Genomic DNA, 18218 nt, shown 5'->3' on the forward strand with positions numbered 1-18218 from the left:
CTGGCGCGATCTTTCCCGGGCTGACCGGCCAGTGCTTCAAACATGGATCTATCCGCAAAATGCGGCGAAAGTGTCCGCCCACAAACACGCATCCGTGAGCGAAGCTGGCAGGCGCTCGTTTCGAAGCGCCTGCCTTTTCTGATCTTATTCCGCCGCGTCAGGCAGCTGATCGCCAGCCTGCTGCTCTTCGAGCTTGGAATTTTCCAGCTCGACGGAGAGGCCCAGAGACCGCATTTCCTTGACGAGAACGTTGAAGCTCTCCGGAATGCCGGCTTCGAAGGTGTCGTCGCCACGGACGATCGCTTCGTAAACCTTGGTGCGGCCCGCCACGTCGTCAGACTTGACGGTGAGCATTTCCTGCAGCGTGTAGGCTGCGCCGTAAGCTTCCAGAGCCCAGACTTCCATTTCCCCGAAGCGCTGACCGCCGAACTGCGCCTTTCCGCCCAGCGGCTGCTGGGTAACGAGTGAGTAAGGACCGATCGAGCGAGCGTGGATCTTGTCGTCGACAAGGTGGTTCAGCTTGATCATGTACATGTAGCCGACAGTCACCTTGCGGTCGAAAGCCTCACCTGTACGTCCGTCATAGAGAACCGACTGACCGGACTCATTGAGACCAGCGCGCTTCAGCATCGAAGCAACGTCGGGCTCATGCGCACCGTCGAAGACCGGTGTTGCGATGGAGACGCCCTTGCGGGACTGCTCTGCCAGGCGCACCAGCGCATCGTCGTCGAAGGAAGACACTTCGTCCTTTGCCTCAGACGCGTAGACTTCCGTCAGCTCGTTCTTCAGGTCGGTGATGTCCATCGTCTTGCGATACTCGTCGAGCAGCTCGCCGATCTTTTTGCCCATACCGGCGCAAGCCCATGCGAGGTGCGTTTCGAGGATCTGACCGACATTCATGCGCGAAGGCACGCCCAGCGGGTTCAAGCAGATGTCGACATGCGTACCGTCTTCCAGGAACGGCATGTCTTCGACAGGCACGATACGCGAGACGACGCCCTTGTTACCGTGACGGCCGGCCATCTTGTCGCCCGGCTGGATCTTGCGCTTAACGGCCACGAAGACCTTGACCATCTTCATGACGCCCGGAGGCATTTCGTCGCCGCGCTGGACTTTTTCGACCTTGTCCATGAAGCGCTGTTCAAGGCGCGACTTGGACTCGTCGTACTGACCACGCAGAGCTTCGATCTCAGACTGAACCTTCTCGTCCTCGACCGCGAACATCCACCACTGCGAGCGGGGGTATTCGGAGACGACGGCGTTGGAAAGTTCAACACCCTTTTTGAAGCCCTTCGGACCGGCGATCGAAACCTGACCGCGCAGCATGTCGACCAGACGGCCATAGACGTTGCGGTCCAGAATTGCCTGTTCGTCGTCGCGGTCCTTGGCCAGGCGCTCGATTTCCTCGCGCTCGATAGCCATCGCACGTTCGTCCTTTTCGACGCCGTGACGGTTGAACACGCGAACTTCGACGACCGTACCGAACGTGCCGGGAGGCATGCGCATGGAGGTGTCGCGAACGTCGGAAGCCTTTTCACCGAAGATGGCGCGCAGAAGCTTTTCTTCAGGCGTCATCGGGCTTTCGCCCTTCGGCGTGATCTTGCCGACGAGGATATCGCCAGGCTGAACTTCCGCACCGATGTAAACGATACCTGCTTCGTCGAGGTTCTTCAGCGCTTCTTCCGAAACATTCGGAATGTCGCGCGTGATTTCTTCAGGACCAAGCTTGGTGTCGCGGGCCATCACTTCGAATTCTTCGATGTGGATGGAGGTGAACACGTCGTCGGAGACGATGCGCTCGGACATCAGGATCGAGTCTTCGTAGTTGTAACCGTTCCACGGCATGAACGCGACGAGCGCGTTGCGGCCGAGTGCCAGGTCACCGAGATCGGTCGAAGGACCGTCCGCGATGATGTCGCCCTTGTTCAGAACGTCGCCGACGGCGACCAGCGGGCGCTGGTTGACGCAGGTGTTCTGGTTGGAACGCTGGAACTTCTGCAGGCGGTAGATGTCAACGCCGGACTTGCCAGCATCGAGATCTTCCGTTGCACGGATAACGATACGCGTCGCATCCACCTGGTCGACCACGCCGCCACGACGGGCTGCAATGGCAGCGCCGGAGTCACGGGCAACGATCGGTTCCATGCCGGTACCGACGAACGGTGCCTCGGCACGCAGAAGCGGAACGGCCTGACGCTGCATGTTCGAGCCCATGAGCGCGCGGTTGGCGTCGTCGTTTTCGAGGAACGGAATGAGAGCCGCGGCGACCGAAACCAGCTGTTTCGGCGAAACGTCCATCAGGTTGATGTTATCACGCGGAGCCAGCATAACTTCGCCAGCATGACGGCAAACCACGAATTCTTCCGTAAAGGCGCCTTCAGCGTCCAACTCGGCATTGGCCTGCGCGACGTAATACTTCGCCTCTTCCATGGCGGAGAGGTAGATCACGTCGGTGGTGACCTTGCCGTCCACGATCTTGCGGTACGGGCTTTCGATGAAGCCGTACTTATTGACGCGGGCAAACGTGGCCAGGCTGTTGATCAGACCGATGTTCGGGCCTTCCGGCGTTTCGATCGGGCAAATACGGCCGTAGTGGGTCGGGTGAACGTCGCGGACTTCGAAGCCTGCACGCTCGCGTGTAAGACCACCCGGTCCAAGAGCCGAAAGACGACGCTTGTGAGTGATTTCCGAAAGCGGGTTCACCTGGTCCATGAACTGCGACAGCTGCGAGGAGCCGAAGAATTCACGAACGGCAGCAGCTGCCGGCTTCGCGTTGATCAGATCCTGCGGCATCACGGTGTCAATTTCGATCGAGGACATACGTTCCTTGATCGCGCGTTCCATGCGCAGAAGGCCCAGACGATACTGGTTTTCCATCAACTCGCCGACAGAACGAACGCGGCGGTTGCCGAGGTTGTCGATGTCGTCGATTTCGCCCTTGCCGTCACGCAGTTCGACCAGCATCTTGACCACGGCCAGGATGTCGTCCTTGCGCAGCGTGCGCACGGTGTCTTCCACGTCGAGGTCGAGACGCATGTTCATCTTGACGCGACCAACGGCCGAAAGGTCGTATCGCTCGGCGTCAAAGAACAGCGAGTTGAACATGGCTTCCGCAGAATCCATGGTCGGCGGTTCGCCCGGACGCATGACGCGGTAGATATCGAACAGAGCGTCCTGACGGTTCTCGTTCTTGTCTGCAGCAAGCGTGTTACGGATATAGGCGCCAACGTTGACGTGGTCGATGTTGAGAACGGAGATCTCGTCGAAGCCATGACCGAGAATGACGGTCAGGGCCTTGTCGTCGATTTCGTCGCCGGCTTCGAGATAGATTTCACCCGTCTCGTAGTTGACGATGTCTTCCGCCAGGAAGTTGCCGTACAGATCTTCGTCGCTGGCCTTCAGAGCTTTCAGGCCCTTTTCGGTCAACTGGCGCAAAAGACGCGGGGTGAGCTTCTTGCCGCCTTCGACAACGACTTCGCCGGTGTCGGCATCGATCATGTCGGTGATGACCTTGGCATTCTTCAGCGTCTCGGGCTGGAACGGAATGCGCCAGCCATCGCCTTCACGGGCGTAGGTCGCCTTGGTGTAGAATGTCGACAGGATTTCTTCGCCATCCATGCCAAGCGCCATGAGGAGCGACGTGACCGGAAGCTTGCGGCGACGGTCGATACGCGCGAACACGACATCCTTGGCGTCGAACTCGATATCGAGCCACGAACCGCGATAAGGAATGACGCGCGCAGCAAAGAGCAGCTTGCCGGAAGAGTGGCTCTTGCCCTTGTCGTGGTCGAAGAACACGCCCGGCGAACGGTGCATCTGAGACACGATAACGCGCTCTGTACCGTTGACGATGAACGTGCCGTTATTGGTCATGAGCGGCATGTCGCCCATGTACACGGACTGTTCCTTGATGTCCTTGATGGACTTCGCGCCTGTATCCTCGTCGATATCGAACACGATGAGGCGCAGCGTCACCTTGAGCGGCGCTGCATAGGTCAGATCGCGCTGACGGCATTCCTCGACGTCGAACTTCGGTGCTTCGAATTCGTAGGATACGAATTCCAGCATGGACGCGCCGGAGAAGTCGGTGATCGGGAATACGGATTTGAATACGGCATTCAATCCCTCGTCGGGACGTCCGCCCTTGGGCTCGTCAACCATGAGGAATTGGTCATACGAAGCCTTCTGAACCTCGATGAGGTTCGGCATTTCCGCTACTTCTGGAATTTTGCCGAAAAACTTGCGTACGCGCCTACGACCGTTAAACGAAAGGGTCTGAGCCATCGTCGCTCCTTTAAAATTGCATCCGGGCCTGCAACGGACGGGTACCGATGGCCAGTCGACCCCGTCGAATAATGGGTAAATTCAATCTCGTTCCACTTCCCGGATCGATCAGGCCGGATTGCCTGATGAGCCGGTTCGGAACCATTCTCTTGAAGAACCCATTACCCAAGGACCGTTTTCAGGCGGTTCTTGGGTAATCGGTTTCATACAGAGCGATAATGGGAGAAGGATTTTCCTTCTCCCACCAGCAATCAAAAAGATTACTTAACGTCGACCTTAGCGCCGGCGTCTTCAAGCTTCTTCTTGAGGTCAGCAGCTTCAGCCTTGGAAACAGCTTCCTTGACAGGCTTCGGAGCGCCTTCAACGAGGTCCTTAGCTTCCTTCAGGCCGAGGCCGGTGATGCCACGAACTTCCTTGATGACGTTGATCTTGTTGGCGCCAGCGTCAACCAGGATAACGTCGAACTCGGTCTTTTCTTCTTCAGGAGCAGCAGCGGCAGCAGCGCCACCAGCAGCAGCAACTGCTACAGGAGCAGCAGCCGAAACGCCCCACTTCTCTTCGAGAAGCTTGGAAAGCTCAGCAGCTTCCAGAACGGTCAACGAGGAGAGGTCTTCTACGATCTTTGCGAGATCAGCCATTTTTCAGTTCCTTTAATTCGGTTCGAACCGGTTTGAATATTTACAGCGAAAAACCGCCTTAAGCGGCTTCGTCCTTCTTGGAGTAAGCCGAGAACACACGAGCAAGCTGACTTGCCGGTGCTGCCACAACCGTTGCGACGCGGGTTGCCGGGGCATTGAGAAGGCCCAGCAGCTTCGCACGCAGCTCGTCCAGCGAAGGCAGTGTCGCAAGCGACTTGACTGCATCAGCTGTCAGAGTGGTTGCGCCCATGGCGCCGCCCAGTACAACGACCTTGTCGTTAGTCTTGGCGAAGTCCATGACGACTTTCGGAGCAATCATAGGGTCAGTGCTGTATGCAATCAGCGTCTGTCCCTTGAAGAGATCTGACATCCCTTCCGACTCCGTACCCTGAAGAGCGATCTTGGCCAGGCGGTTCTTCGCGACCTTGACGGTGCCGCCAGCAGCACGCATTTTCGAACGAAAATCGTTCATCTGCGCAACTGTGACACCAGCATAGTGGGCCACGACAACTGAACCGGAAGCCTTGAAGACTTCGTTCAGCTCCGTGACGAATTCGCGTTTTTCCGCTCTTTCCACTGTCTGTCTCCAGTAGATGACTACACATTGAATGTGTACCCATCGGGTTTGCCTTTGCCTCAAGGGTTTTCGTTGCCGAAATCCCAAGCGACGCTTGAGGATCCTGTCCCCCGCTCTGTCGCCGCAAACGGCTTCAGGCACAGGCACATCAGGTTCGAACCGGATTATTTAGCATCGTCTCGATGCGAAAATCCGGGCTCTTACCCGTCTCATGCAGGTTGAATGATTAAGGCCAACATCCCGAAAGATACCGACCACCTGCAATCTCGGACAGGAATTCCGGGTTGCCCCGGAAATTTCCAGCTCTTGCGAGCCGGAAATCTGTGTTGCCGCGCCTCATGTGAAGCGCGGCGAATTCAACTTAAGCCGTTACCGACGAAGGGTCGATCTTGAAGCCTGGGCCCATGGTCGAGGAGATCGCTACGCGCTTGACGTAGTTGCCCTTTGCACCCGTAGGCTTGGCCTTGATGACGGCGTCAGCAAAAGCCTTGATGTTCTCTTCCAGCGCCTTGGCATCGAACGAAGCCTTGCCAACGCCAGCGTGAACGATACCGGCCTTTTCGACGCGGAACTCGACAGCACCGCCCTTGGAAGCCTTGACGGCACCAGCGACATCCATCGTAACCGTACCGACCTTCGGGTTCGGCATCATGCCGCGCGGGCCGAGAACCTTGCCGAGACGACCGACGAGCGGCATCATGTCAGGGGTCGCGATAACGCGATCAAAATCGATCTTGCCGCCCTGAACCGTTTCCAGCAGGTCTTCGGCACCAACGATGTCTGCGCCAGCAGCCTTGGCTTCATCAGCCTTGGCGCCACGAGCAAAAACAGCAACGCGAACGTCGCGGCCTGTGCCGTTCGGCAGGTTAACAACGCCACGAACCATCTGGTCGGCGTGACGTGGGTCAACGCCAAGGTTCATCGCTACTTCGATGGTTTCGTCGAACTTGGCGACAGCCCGTTCCTTAACCATCGAAATGGCGTCGGTCAGGACGTAGAGCTTGTTCGGGTCAACACCTTCACGGGTCTTCTGTACGCGCTTTGCAAGCTTAGCCATGATCAACCTACCACTTCCAGGCCCATGGCGCGGGCAGAGCCCTCAACCATTGCCATTGCGCCTTCGATGTCGGCTGCGTTCAGATCCTTCATCTTGGCTTCTGCGATCGTCTTGACCTGAGCCTTGGTGATGGAGCCGACCTTGGCGCCCTTACCAGGCGTCTTGGAACCGGAGGTGATCTTTGCTTCCTTCTTCAGCCAATAAGTCATCGGCGGCTGCTTCATGACGAAGGTGAAGGACTTGTCCTGGTAATAGGTGATGACGACCGGGATCGGCATACCCTTTTCCATTTCCTGCGTGGCGGCATTGAACGCCTTGCAGAATTCCATGATGTTAATGCCACGCTGACCAAGCGCAGGTCCGATTGGCGGGGACGGATTGGCCGATCCTGCCTTTACCTGCAACTTGAGCTGGCCTGCAACTTTCTTAGCCATTACTCTCTGCCTTTCAAATCGAACCGGTCGCCCGGTCCATATGCCGGAAAATCCGGCGGCTGCGGTTGCGTGGTCCGATCCCTGCCCCGGCTTAAGAGCCAGACGATCTTCCACGCGTTCTGCGACCTTGGTCGCATCCCATCAGGATTTTAAAGCAAGTCGTTGCTCGATTGTCCTGATGTATTTGATGAAGGGCACGAATGCCCTTCGAAACTTGATCAGACCTTTTCGACCTGATTGTATTCCAGCTCCACCGGAGTGGCGCGACCGAAGATCGAAACTTCGACCTTGAGGCGCGAGCGCTCTTCATCGACGTCCTGAACTACACCGTTGAACGATGCGAACGGACCGTCGGAGACGCGAACCTGCTCACCGATTTCGAACGAGACCGAAGACTTCGGGCGCTCGACACCTTCCTGAACCTGACCAAGGATACGATCAGCTTCAGAGTCAGGGATCGGAACCGGCTTATTGTCGGAACCGAGGAAGCCGGTGACCTTCGGCGTATTCTTGATGAGGTGATAGGCCTCATCCGTCAGGTTGGCGCGCACAAGCACATAACCTGGAAAGAACTTGCGCTCGCTATCGACCTTGCGACCACGACGCACCTCGACGACCTTTTCGGTCGGAACGAGGATTTTCTCGAACAAATGGTCCAGACCCTTCTGGCGAACCTTCTCTTCGATCGATTCAGCGACCTTCTTCTCGAAATTCGAGTAAGCCTGAACGATATACCAACGCGCTGCCATTATAGTTCTCCGTTCAATTCGTTAGCGGCCGACGTTCAGCACGAGGCTGAGCAACCAGCCGATGAGCTGATCTGCCGCAAAGAAGAACAGAGCCGCGAAAATGACCATAACCAGCACCATTGCCGTGGAAATCATGGTCTCGCGGCGCGATGGCCAAGTGATCTTCGACGCTTCGGCGCGCACCTGCTGCAGAAACGTAAACGGGTTGGTTTTGGATGCCATTGACTGCCCACGCAATTACGGCGCGTAAAGCCGATACTCATCAGCCCCACGCACCGCGTGTCTGTTTTGACCCTACATAAACGCCGATTCCCCTTTTAACAAGAGCAAATCGACATTCGGTGAATTCGCCGGATACCCGGCACCCAATCGCCATGCAGCGAAATTGCGCGCTTGCGAGTGAGGAAATGGCAGGGGCAGTAAGGCTCGAACTTACGACCTGCGGTTTTGGAGACCGCCGCTCTACCAACTGAGCTATACCCCTTCAGACCAAACCAGACTCAGCAATTCGCCTCGCCCGCTCGGTGTGTGCCTCCTTTACGGCGACGCGCCGCGATTGGCAAGCGTCTTTTTGCATTTTTCCAATGTCTCACGACCCACAGAGACGATTGATGGGAAGAAGCCGGGACATTCACAAACACTCTTCCCGCAAATAGTTCTTCTAAAGTATTAACAAAGTATTTACGAACTATATCCATCGCCTTGGCAGAAAAATTGATGATTCTTGTGAACCAATTTCAGTGTCGCATCGTTACGGCATCGTCTTGCTGCGCCTCTTACTGGACAGAAGGGCAATGTCGCTCGAATGAGTTGTAGCGGCGCTTCATAACCATTTCTATGCTGCAGGAAGAGATGATGGCTTCCCGCGCGCTTTTCGGCGGTGCGGGTGTCTAGTCATGCTGGGTCGCTCGCATTAGGGCTCCTCGATCATTTGCGGCTAAGACACATGATGAAGCAACTGCAACATATGAAGACCTCCCTCAAGATCACACTTACCTTTGCGATTCTCATCGTTGTTGCGGCGACGGTCAGCATTCTCAATTATCGCAGCATCCATTTCATCGACAATACAAATGGCTGGATCCAGCACACCAATGAAGTCTATCGGGCGACAAATAGAATTCTGGTTGCCATCGTCAATCAGGAAACGGGCTTGCGCGGTTACCTCATAGCGGGGAAGGAGGAATTCCTCGATCCCTATCGCGGCGGCATCAGTGATTATGAGGCGGGCCTCGCCAAGGTGAAGGAACTGACTGCGGACAATCCCGCCCAGCAGCAACGACTTGCCGCTCTTGATGAACAGGCGAAGGCCTGGCGCGCCAACATTGCGGAAAAAGAGATTGCTCTGATGCGCAATACGGCCACCACCGAGCAGGCCAGAGCGTTGGAGGCTCAGGGTGCGGGCAAGGCCTATATGGACAAGATCCGTGGCACCATTGCTGAAATCCAGGAGACGGAGCGCACCCTGATGACTGCGCGAAGCGCCGACGGCGATGCAGCTGTCAGCAACTCCGACTGGGTGAACATTGGCGGACTGATCGGCCTCACAGGTTTCGCTCTTTTCGGCGGCTTTGCTCTTTATCGCGGCATTGCCGAGCCCGTTGGCAGTTCCACGGTCGTCATGCGCAAGCTGGCCGATGGCGATCTCGACGTCGATGTTCCTTTCACCGAATTGAAGAACGAACTTGGAGAGATGGCCCGTGCAGTCGAAGTCTTCAAGCAGAATGCCATCAAGGTTCGTGAACTGAACGCGCAGGAATCAGCGCTGCAGGCAAAGAGTGCGGACCTTCAATCCAACATCGGGGAAGTCGTCTCCGCAGCAGTGGCCGGCGACTTTACCAAGCGGATTACCAAGAACTACGACAATGTCGATCTCGACCGGTTTGCGGCCCAGGTAAATGAACTGGTCGCCTCCGTCGATCGCGGTGTCGCAGAAACCCGCCGTGTTATCTCTGCTCTTTCAGAAGGCGATCTGACGGCTGGAATGCATGGCGACTTCCAGGGTGCGTTTGCAGAACTGCGTGATAACGTCAATCACACCATGGCCAACCTCCGTCACCTCTTGGGCCAGGTTCGCATTGCGATCGAGACCATCAATGGTGGCGCAGGCGAAATGCGCACGGCCTCCGGCGAATTGTCCAAGCGTACAGAGCAACAGGCTGCCTCTCTTGAAGAAACATCTGCGGCGCTGGAGGAGATCACCGCCGCGGTGAAGAACTCCACCGAGCGCGCAACGGAAGCCAGCCATATGGTGGATGAGGCACGCCGCTCGACCGAACAGTCCAGCGCTGTGGTACAGAATGCCGTCTCGGCCATGGGTCGCATCGAACAGGCATCGGGTGAAATCGGTCAGATCATCAACGTCATCGACGAGATCGCCTTCCAGACCAATCTCCTTGCCCTCAATGCAGGCGTTGAAGCCGCCCGCGCTGGTGAAGCTGGCAAAGGCTTTGCCGTCGTCGCCCAGGAGGTGCGCGAGCTTGCGCAGCGCTCAGCCCACGCCGCCAAGGAAATCAAAACGCTGATCTCCCGCTCCGGCGACGAGGTACAGTCCGGCGTCAAGCTGGTAACGGCGACGGGCGAAGCCCTCGGCCAGATCCAGAGCCATGTGGTCAAGATCAACGAGCACGTCCACTCGATCGCCACCGCAGCACGTGAGCAGTCCACCGGATTGTCGGAGGTCAACACGGCCGTCAACCACATGGATCAGATGACACAGCAGAATGCCGCCATGGTGGAGGAATCGACGGCCTCATCCAATCGCCTTGCCGATGAGGCATCCAATCTCGCTCGCCTCATCACCCGCTTCAAGCTGGACGATGCTGCCCCTGCCCTTCGCGCGGCACCGATCGATGCGGCGCCAGTCGTTTCTCCAGCCCGCGCATTGGGCGGCAGACTGACCAAAGCGTTCGGCGGAAGAACAGCGGCTGCGGCCGCCCCCGGTCACTGGGAAGAGTTCTGAAGATTGGGATAACGACGCCGGTCCGCAACAGGGCGGACTGGCGATCCCCGTAACATCGGTCTTTGAATATATGCATCCGGTGGGTCCTCTCATCGGATGTTTTTTTGACGCTCCCGTCAACACGGCCGCTTATCAGCACTCCGATCCGCCGGAGCAAGATCGCCAGTACACCTAAAAGCAAAAGCCCCGCTGTTGCCAGCGGGGCTTTCTCAAATCCGTTGCGGGAAAAGATTACTCGATGATCGAGGCAACGATGCCGGCGCCGACGGTGCGGCCGCCTTCGCGGATAGCGAAGCGCAGCTTTTCTTCCATCGCGATCGGAACGATCAGCTCGACTTCAACGGTGACGTTGTCGCCAGGCATAACCATTTCCGTGCCTTCTGGAAGCGAAACGATACCGGTAACGTCAGTCGTACGGAAGTAGAACTGCGGACGGTAGTTCGTGAAGAACGGCGTATGACGGCCACCTTCTTCCTTCGTCAGGATGTAGGCTTCTGCCATGAACTTCTTGTGCGGCTTGACCGAACCTGGCTTGCAAAGGATCTGACCACGCTCAACGCCATCGCGCTGTACGCCACGAACCAGTGCACCGATGTTGTCGCCAGCCTGGCCCTGATCGAGCAGCTTGCGGAACATTTCAACGCCGGTAACAGTCGTCTTCGACGTCGCGCGAATGCCGACGATTTCGACTTCTTCACCAACCTTGACGATACCACGCTCAACGCGACCCGTCACAACCGTACCACGACCAGAGATCGAGAACACGTCTTCGATCGGCATCAGGAACGGCTGGTCGATCGGACGCTCAGGCGTCGGGATGTAGGCGTCAACCTGAGCCATCAGCTCGCGGATGGCGTCTTCGCCGATCTTCTTGTCGCTGTCTTCGAGAGCGGCAAGTGCCGAACCCTTGACGATCGGAATGTCGTCGCCTGGGAAGTCGTAGGACGACAGAAGTTCGCGAACTTCAAGCTCGACGAGCTCGAGAAGTTCTGCGTCGTCAACCTGGTCGACCTTGTTGAGGAACACGACGATCGCCGGAACGCCAACCTGGCGAGCAAGCAGGATGTGCTCGCGCGTCTGCGGCATTGGGCCGTCAGCAGCAGAGCAAACCAGGATCGCGCCGTCCATCTGGGCAGCACCGGTGATCATGTTCTTCACGTAGTCGGCGTGGCCGGGGCAGTCAACGTGAGCGTAGTGACGGTTAGGCGTCTCATACTCAACGTGTGCCGTCGAAATCGTGATACCACGAGCCTTCTCTTCAGGAGCGGCGTCGATCTGGTCATACGCCTTGAACTCGCCGAAGTACTTCGTGATCGCGGCAGTCAAAGACGTCTTGCCGTGGTCAACGTGACCGATCGTGCCGATGTTGACGTGCGGCTTATTCCGCTCAAACTTGCTCTTTGCCATGTGAATTGCTTCCTGTGAACGTGAAGTAGTTTCCCCGGCGAACCGGTTTGGTGTCGCCGTTTAAGGCTTTGTAGCCGAATGCGCAAGACTTAATTGTCGACGCGCGGAAACGGCGGCCAAAAGCGGCAGGATTGGCGCCATATGGGGATGTTCCGCCGTGTTATCAACCACTTTAATCGCTCGGCAGAACCCCTGAGCGGTGGTCACTCTTTACGTCAAATCAATTCCTGTCATATTGCCAGCCGAAATCGCCACGGGGATACGGCGATTGAGACAGGCTTTACCACTCTTAACACATCACTTCGGCGTCGCTCCTTGCGCGGCCCCCTCGCCTACGCTTCGGGATACAGAATGGAAATCTTTACAGCAGCTGGCTTCACCGCCTTTCTACAGGTCATTGCGATCGACCTGGTTCTGGCAGGTGATAATGCCATCGTCATCGGCCTAGCAGCGGCAGGCCTTCCCGCTCATCTACGCCGCAAGGCAATCCTCGTCGGCATCATCGCAGCAACCGTGTTGCGCATCGCCTTCGCAGCACTGACCGTACAGTTGCTTGCCATTGTCGGCCTGCAGCTCTTCGGCGGTCTCCTGCTCGTCTGGGTGTGCTGGAAGATGTGGAGCGAGCTTCGCGAACAGAACGCCTCTGCCGGAGACACGGTCACCGATGCTGAGGCCGATCTCACCAAGGGTCACAAGACCTTCTTCCAGGCCGCAACGCAGATCGTCATTGCCGACGTTTCCATGTCGCTGGACAACGTACTGGCTGTTGCCGGTGCCGCGCAGGATCACGTAACCGTCCTTATTATCGGCCTCGTCGTGTCGATTGCGCTGATGGGCCTGGCCGCCAACTTCGTTGCCAAGTTGCTCCACCGCTATCGCTGGATCTCGTATGTCGGCCTGGCGGTCATCGTCTACGTGGCGCTCAACATGCTCTATCATGGCGCTGTCGAAGTCTGGCCCTATGTCCAGCCTTACTTCAGCTAAGTGCGAAGGATCGCCTTCCTGATCATGAGGAGCCCGGAACGAATCTTTCGGGCTTCCACCTCCATCGAACAAAGAAACACCAGCAACAAACGCCGAATTGATTCTTCGCGTCCGCGTCAATCGACCTCGAAACAAGCCAAAGAACTCGCCTGTCCCTTCTGGTGATTGCCGTCAGCTTCACGCAAGCATAGAAGACCACTACTTTAGACATAACGAATAACCAAAAGGATGTCTGAACCCATGGCCTATGACTGGTCCGGCGGCCGCACGCGGCGCTCTCGACAGTTAAAGATCGGCGCAGCACTTACGTTCATGCTGCTCGCCGTATTCGTTGCGCAGTTCGTCTACTATACTGCGAGCTGAACCTTTAAGAAGACGCTGTGGCCTTTGGCAAGACCGCAGCCCACCCCGGCACCCCCCCTTCAAGCGCTCGAAAGAGCGCTTTTTACATTTGGGGAATGCTGCGATGCTCGCGCCCACCGCAAAGCTTCCGGTATTGCTTCTAAGCGCGCGTCCGCTTAACCTTGATCTTCTGGTAGCGGTCTAACAACTTCGAGTCATATTCTCCTCACATTTCCGTCAGAACGTGAAATTCAAGGGAGGGTTGAAGAAATGAGGCTTGCAACAGCAATAATCGCTGCATCTCTACTGCTGATAGCACCAGCCGCAGCTCAGCAAGACGCTGTTGACGAGAAGCAGATCGCTCTTCCGGCAGAACAGGGCCTCGTCGTCGGGCATCAGGCGCGACAAGGGCGTGCGATTCTCGTCGAGCTGGTTCCATCCGGCGAGACCGTTCAAAACTTTTCGCGCATGGTGACACTTCAGACGGCTCCCGGAACAGTGCCGGAGGACGCCTACCTTGACGAATTCGCCAAGCGCTATTCAGCAACATGCCCAAAGACGAACCTGACCAATGTGACATTTGGGGAGAAAGGCGCAAAAGGCATTCGTCTCGATTGCCCACGCCATCCACAGACCGGCAAGCTGGAAACCGTCTTCCTGCGCGTGATTGATCTCGGCAAGGACCTCGCAACCGTGCAGATCACCATGCGCTTTCTGCCCATGCCTGCAGACGGCGCGTGGGCGCGCGATTATCTCACCCGCGTTGCCGTACAGTGAGGACGGCCTGATGTCCTCTGCGCTCCGCTATGTCGCCGACATCTGGATATCGCTCCTCGCGGCCGTCCTGGTCGCCGTCGGTGCTTTTCTGTCGATGGGACTGCTGGGGTTACTCGTTTACCATCTCGTATCGCCCGTCCTCGCGTTTAGATACCCGCCGCTGGCCTCTTGGGATCAGTCTCTCGTCTGGCCGCTTATCATCGTCATGCCAGTTCTATGGGCTCCGTCTTTCATTATCGCCGGCATCGCCAACCGCCACATGAGGCTAAGAGGCTCGCGGCCGTTGACCCACGGTTTTCTCTATATCGGCATCCTTTTTGTGTCGGCAGTTTTGGCTTGGTGGGTTCTTCTCAATGCCAATCCCACCGTTTGGCAGTGACGCCACCTCTATAAGGGAGTTCGTTCATGCATCGCATCATTCTCACCGGGATCGCTGCCCTGACATTCGGCACGATCGCTCTGCCCGCCGCTGGCGATGTCCTCATTGACTATCGCGACGATGCGTTTCGATCCGGCAGCCCGTTCTATTCGGCAGCTCAGCGCAGAGATGTCGAGGCGGCTCTGAAAACAGCACCGAAGGAAATCGCCAAGCGTTTCGCAAAAGGATTCTCCATTGCCGGTGACGCAACCGGCGCCTTCACCGCGCCAGGTGCAAAGGAACGCGTCCTTCTTATCCAGGACAAGGCCGCGGTCGCGATCGAGCCCTTCCCGTCCTCTGGCGCTCCGGTCCTGCTTATCATGCAAGACAAGCGACCCATTGGTGTTCGATCGCTGCCGGGTGACGTGCAGTACCAACGCCTCGTGGCCGCATCGGATGTCGATGCCGATGGGCGCGACGAAGTTTTTCTCGAAGCCAGCTTCATGAATATGGGGCAGACGACCGTCTCGCTCGACGTAGTAGCCGTTGGCGACGGTGAGACCGCGAAGGTCAAGAAGACGCTGGAGAATGTCTACTTCGATGGCTGTGACAATCCAACAGGCGAGAAAAGCCGCAGCGCCTCTACGATCAGCATCGACAATGGCCTGAAAACCAAAAGCTTCAAAGAGACTTGCCCAAGATGAGCCAAGTCCCTGCTTCGGAAACCGATACTCCCGTTCAGGATCGGATAGCCTGGCACCAGATTTTTGTCGGCTACGGCCTGGTGCTGATGATGCTGCTTCTGTCTGTTCTGTTTCAGTTGGGCTTTGCCGAGGACAGAGACATGCTTCGCAATATCGGCACAGCGGCTGTGGTGGTCGCAGTCGGCGGAGCGACAGTATTGAAGTATCCACTCGGGGCATTTCGTCGTCGCGTGCTTGTCGAGCGCCCGGCCTTGGAAAACAGGCTGCAATGGGCAGCAATCATCTTTCTTATGCTTCTGTCAGCTGCCACGTCCGTTCACGGCATTATGGTGCTTCCCGCAAGCGGATGGTCTGCCCCATGAGCAAGGTCTTGCCAGTCTTCCAGACATGGGCATCGAAGAAGCAAGCCCTGGTGTCGATCGCCGCTGTCACCCCCTTTTTGACAGGACTGACTTGGACGCTGGTCGTCAACTCCACATATCCCATCGGCATCAGGCTGTTGTTCGCCACCATGATCGGCATCTTCGCCTTGATCCTCGTCGGCCCGCTGCATCGTCTCTTTACATGCGGGCCAACGCTGGAAATTAACGAGCATGGCTTCATGTGGCGCGGCTGGTCACCCCGACAGATTCCGTGGGAGGCTGTCGAACGCTGGAAACAGGTCTCATACCTCGGCACACGGTACATCACCGTCTGGCTACGCGACCCTCATCGCTACCCCTCCTCCACTGCTGCGGGATGGACGCAATGGGCGAATGGCTGGTTCGGCCAAGGCCACATCTCCATTCCCTCTGGAGCATTGAACAGTTCGTTTGATGAGATCGTCACCGCCTTCGGCCGGTTGGCACCGAAACCACCCTTGCCGAGCGACCCGCGACTGGCCCGCCGAACCCAACGAAATCGCGATCCGCGGTTGTAATTCGACGAACTTGGCCGGCCATCTCATTTCAAAACGAGGGAATCACGGTGACAAAATGTAAAAACGTAGGATCGAGTCAAAGAACTCTCTGACGGGAAACGTCGAACACCGAAAGAAGAATATGTCGAGGGAAAGTGTTTGGAGCGGGTAGCGGGAATCGAACCCGCGTATTCAGCTTGGAAGGCTGCTGCTCTACCATTGAGCTATACCCGCGGTGGTGATTTTGATCCGTGCAGAATGGTGGAGGGAGTTGGATTTGAACCAACGTAGGCTGAGCCAACGGATTTACAGTCCGTCCCCTTTAACCACTCGGGCATCCCTCCAGTATTCTGCGAGGATCAAGCGACCAAGCTTAGTCCAGATGTCCGTTCGGCGCTGCGCCGTTCGTCGTCTGTGGCCGCGTATATGACGGCCCTTCATCGTTCTGTCAACACGATGCATGTCGAAAATTCAGGAAAAAATTCGAGCAGTGTCAAAGCCCTGTGGATGGCGCAGGCCGTTGCGGTGGGGACTGGTGCTGATGACGCGGCGGCGATATAAGGCGACATGAGCAAAGACGATCCCAAAGACAAATCCACCCGCGATACGCACTATGCCAACCTTCGACGCGCCGTGCGCGACGGTAAGCGCGAACGCGGTGAAATCCCCACACCGCCTCAACAGAAGCGCCGTAACAAAGGCGCCGATGACTGGAAGCCGCCGCAGCTTGGCGCCGACCAGGTCTATCTTTATGGCCTGCACACGGTGCGCGCCGCGCTGGCCAACAAGGAACGGCAGATCATCAAGCTGTCTGTGACGCAAAACGCATTCGCGCGCCTGGAAATCGGTGAAGCTGCTGCCCAGTCTTTTCCGGTCGAAATGGTTGCCCCCCAGGACATCGACAAGGTTCTTGGGCCCGACGCCATCCACCAGGGCGTGATGCTGGAAACCAGGCCGTTGCCGGTCCGCAAGCTTTCGGCCTTGAAGGATAGCCCTTTGATTCTGGTTCTCGATCAGGTGACCGACCCGCACAATGTCGGCGCCATCATGCGCTCGGCCGTCGCCTTCAACTCGGGCGCCCTGATCACCACCATGCGCCACAGCCCGACCGAATCTGGCGTGCTGGCAAAGTCCGCATCTGGCGCACTGGAAATGATCCCCTATATCCAGATCACCAATCTGGCGGATGTGCTGGGCGAACTCCATAAACTCGGCTTCACTTCCATCGGCCTCGACTCGGAAGGCCCCGCCCCCATCGAGCAGACCTTTAGCGGCGACAAGATCGCCTTGGTTCTGGGCGCCGAAGGCAAGGGCCTGCGCCAGAAGACGCGCGAAACCGTGACGCATCTGGCGCGCCTCGACATGCCGGGCGAAATCAAATCGCTCAACGTTTCGAATGCAGCCGCCATCGCACTTTATGCAACACGGCAGTTTTTGGCGAAGGCATAACCTTCCGCATAAAAATTACCCGGACTCGTTATACCGCGAACCGCTAATGGAGAGACAACAGCAATGAACCAAGCCCCGAAGCCTACCGGTGAACTGACGCTTCGCACGCTGGCCATGCCAGCCGATGCCAATCCGGCAGGTGATATTTTTGGCGGCTGGGTCATGTCTCAGATGGACTTGGCAAGCGGTATACGCGCTGCAGAACGGGCGCGCTGTCGCGTGGTGACGGCAGCGGTAAAGGAGATGGCCTTCGAGCTTCCGGTTAAAATCGGCGACACGCTGTCCATCTATACCGACATTACCCGCACGGGGAGAACCTCGATCACCCTTTGCGTCGAAGCCTGGGCACAACGCTCGCGTTACGACAAGCTGGAGAAAGTCACGGCGGGCACCTTCATCATGGTGGCCATGGACGAAAACGGCACGCCGACGCCGCTCCCGCCGCAGACCCCGATCGAAACGATCGACGTCTGAGCCGCAGGTGACTGCCTTGATCGAATTCAGACAGAGCCGTCAACGTTTTCGATCTCTTACATCCCTGTGACAAAACTTTCGGAATTGCATCCGCCCTTCCAGAACTCGGTTTCGGGGCTGGAAG

18 protein-coding genes and 3 tRNA genes are annotated in these 18218 nt (G+C 57.2%); 10 read left to right on the forward strand and 11 right to left on the reverse strand.

Annotation, left to right across the window (positions count from 1 at the left end; translation table 11 throughout):
• Window positions 1–144: 144 nt before the first annotated feature.
• The 8 genes from rpoB to WKI41_RS20210 form a co-directional block, all read right to left on the reverse strand.
• Window positions 145–4284, reverse strand: coding sequence for a DNA-directed RNA polymerase subunit beta (rpoB, locus tag WKI41_RS20175; protein WP_340195232.1), 4140 nt, complete (start codon window positions 4282–4284; stop codon window positions 145–147).
• 260 nt (window positions 4285–4544) lie between these two features.
• Window positions 4545–4922, reverse strand: a complete 378-nt coding sequence (rplL, locus tag WKI41_RS20180) for a 50S ribosomal protein L7/L12 (protein ID WP_004442635.1) — start codon at window positions 4920–4922, stop codon at window positions 4545–4547.
• Window positions 4923–4980: 58 nt separating this feature from the next.
• A complete protein-coding gene (gene rplJ, locus WKI41_RS20185; RefSeq protein WP_296075535.1) occupies window positions 4981–5499 on the reverse strand; it encodes a 50S ribosomal protein L10 in 519 nt (172 codons plus the stop codon).
• A gap of 361 nt (window positions 5500–5860) precedes the next feature.
• Complete coding sequence (rplA, locus tag WKI41_RS20190) at window positions 5861–6556, reverse strand: 50S ribosomal protein L1 (protein WP_296075533.1); 696 nt, start codon at window positions 6554–6556, stop codon at window positions 5861–5863.
• Between the two features lie 2 nt (window positions 6557–6558).
• Window positions 6559–6990, reverse strand: coding sequence for a 50S ribosomal protein L11 (gene rplK / locus WKI41_RS20195; protein ID WP_027677153.1), 432 nt, complete (start codon window positions 6988–6990; stop codon window positions 6559–6561).
• A 218-nt stretch (window positions 6991–7208) separates the two neighbouring features.
• The gene (gene nusG, locus WKI41_RS20200; RefSeq protein ID WP_296075560.1) at window positions 7209–7739 is read right to left on the reverse strand and encodes a transcription termination/antitermination protein NusG; all 531 of its coding nucleotides are present in this window, start codon (window positions 7737–7739) and stop codon (window positions 7209–7211) included.
• Between the two features lie 21 nt (window positions 7740–7760).
• Window positions 7761–7961 carry a preprotein translocase subunit SecE gene (gene secE, locus WKI41_RS20205; protein WP_003523719.1) on the reverse strand — a complete coding sequence of 67 codons (201 nt, stop codon included), beginning with the start codon at window positions 7959–7961 and terminating at the stop codon, window positions 7761–7763.
• A gap of 186 nt (window positions 7962–8147) precedes the next feature.
• A tRNA-Trp gene (locus tag WKI41_RS20210) sits at window positions 8148–8223 on the reverse strand.
• Between the two features lie 462 nt (window positions 8224–8685).
• Between WKI41_RS20210 and WKI41_RS20215 the strand changes: the two genes are divergently transcribed.
• A complete protein-coding gene (locus tag WKI41_RS20215; protein ID WP_340195233.1) occupies window positions 8686–10701 on the forward strand; it encodes a methyl-accepting chemotaxis protein in 2016 nt (671 codons plus the stop codon).
• Between the two features lie 231 nt (window positions 10702–10932).
• On the opposite strand, the gene tuf is transcribed toward WKI41_RS20215, so the two are convergent.
• Window positions 10933–12108, reverse strand: a complete 1176-nt coding sequence (gene tuf, locus WKI41_RS20220) for an elongation factor Tu (RefSeq protein ID WP_111851116.1) — start codon at window positions 12106–12108, stop codon at window positions 10933–10935.
• A 351-nt stretch (window positions 12109–12459) separates the two neighbouring features.
• Here tuf and WKI41_RS20225 point away from each other — a divergent pair, with 351 nt between their 5' ends.
• The 7 genes from WKI41_RS20225 to WKI41_RS20255 all read left to right on the forward strand — a co-directional run bounded on the left by WKI41_RS20225 (window position 12460) and on the right by WKI41_RS20255 (window position 16192).
• Window positions 12460–13092, forward strand: coding sequence for a TerC family protein (locus tag WKI41_RS20225; RefSeq protein WP_062426609.1), 633 nt, complete (start codon window positions 12460–12462; stop codon window positions 13090–13092).
• Between the two features lie 240 nt (window positions 13093–13332).
• On the forward strand, window positions 13333–13455 hold the full coding sequence (locus WKI41_RS20230; RefSeq protein ID WP_340195234.1) for a hypothetical protein: 123 nt from the start codon (window positions 13333–13335) through the stop codon (window positions 13453–13455).
• A gap of 249 nt (window positions 13456–13704) precedes the next feature.
• Window positions 13705–14211 (forward strand): hypothetical protein, encoded by a 507-nt coding sequence (locus WKI41_RS20235; RefSeq protein WP_340195235.1) that lies wholly within the window; start codon window positions 13705–13707, stop codon window positions 14209–14211.
• Window positions 14212–14221: 10 nt separating this feature from the next.
• On the forward strand, window positions 14222–14590 hold the full coding sequence (locus tag WKI41_RS20240) for a hypothetical protein (RefSeq protein WP_340195236.1): 369 nt from the start codon (window positions 14222–14224) through the stop codon (window positions 14588–14590).
• 26 nt (window positions 14591–14616) lie between these two features.
• Window positions 14617–15273, forward strand: coding sequence for a hypothetical protein (locus tag WKI41_RS20245; protein WP_340195237.1), 657 nt, complete (start codon window positions 14617–14619; stop codon window positions 15271–15273).
• The gene (locus WKI41_RS20250) at window positions 15270–15635 is read left to right on the forward strand and encodes a hypothetical protein (RefSeq protein ID WP_340195238.1); all 366 of its coding nucleotides are present in this window, start codon (window positions 15270–15272) and stop codon (window positions 15633–15635) included. Before WKI41_RS20245 ends, WKI41_RS20250 begins: the two co-directional genes overlap by 4 nt.
• On the forward strand, window positions 15632–16192 hold the full coding sequence (locus tag WKI41_RS20255) for an STM3941 family protein (RefSeq protein ID WP_340195239.1): 561 nt from the start codon (window positions 15632–15634) through the stop codon (window positions 16190–16192). Before WKI41_RS20250 ends, WKI41_RS20255 begins: the two co-directional genes overlap by 4 nt.
• A gap of 139 nt (window positions 16193–16331) precedes the next feature.
• Here WKI41_RS20255 and WKI41_RS20260 read toward each other — a convergent pair.
• Window positions 16332–16405 (reverse strand) — tRNA-Gly (locus WKI41_RS20260).
• Between the two features lie 25 nt (window positions 16406–16430).
• A tRNA-Tyr gene (locus WKI41_RS20265) sits at window positions 16431–16515 on the reverse strand.
• Between the two features lie 223 nt (window positions 16516–16738).
• On the opposite strand from WKI41_RS20265, the gene WKI41_RS20270 reads away from it, so the two are divergent.
• Window positions 16739–17620 (forward strand): TrmH family RNA methyltransferase, encoded by an 882-nt coding sequence (locus WKI41_RS20270; protein WP_340195240.1) that lies wholly within the window; start codon window positions 16739–16741, stop codon window positions 17618–17620.
• Between the two features lie 63 nt (window positions 17621–17683).
• Window positions 17684–18094, forward strand: a complete 411-nt coding sequence (locus tag WKI41_RS20275; RefSeq protein WP_340195241.1) for an acyl-CoA thioesterase — start codon at window positions 17684–17686, stop codon at window positions 18092–18094.
• The last annotated feature ends 124 nt before the right edge of the window (window positions 18095–18218 follow it).

The sequence above is a fragment of the Agrobacterium larrymoorei genome (assembly GCF_037722385.1).
Lineage (GTDB): Bacteria > Pseudomonadota > Alphaproteobacteria > Rhizobiales > Rhizobiaceae > Agrobacterium > Agrobacterium larrymoorei_C.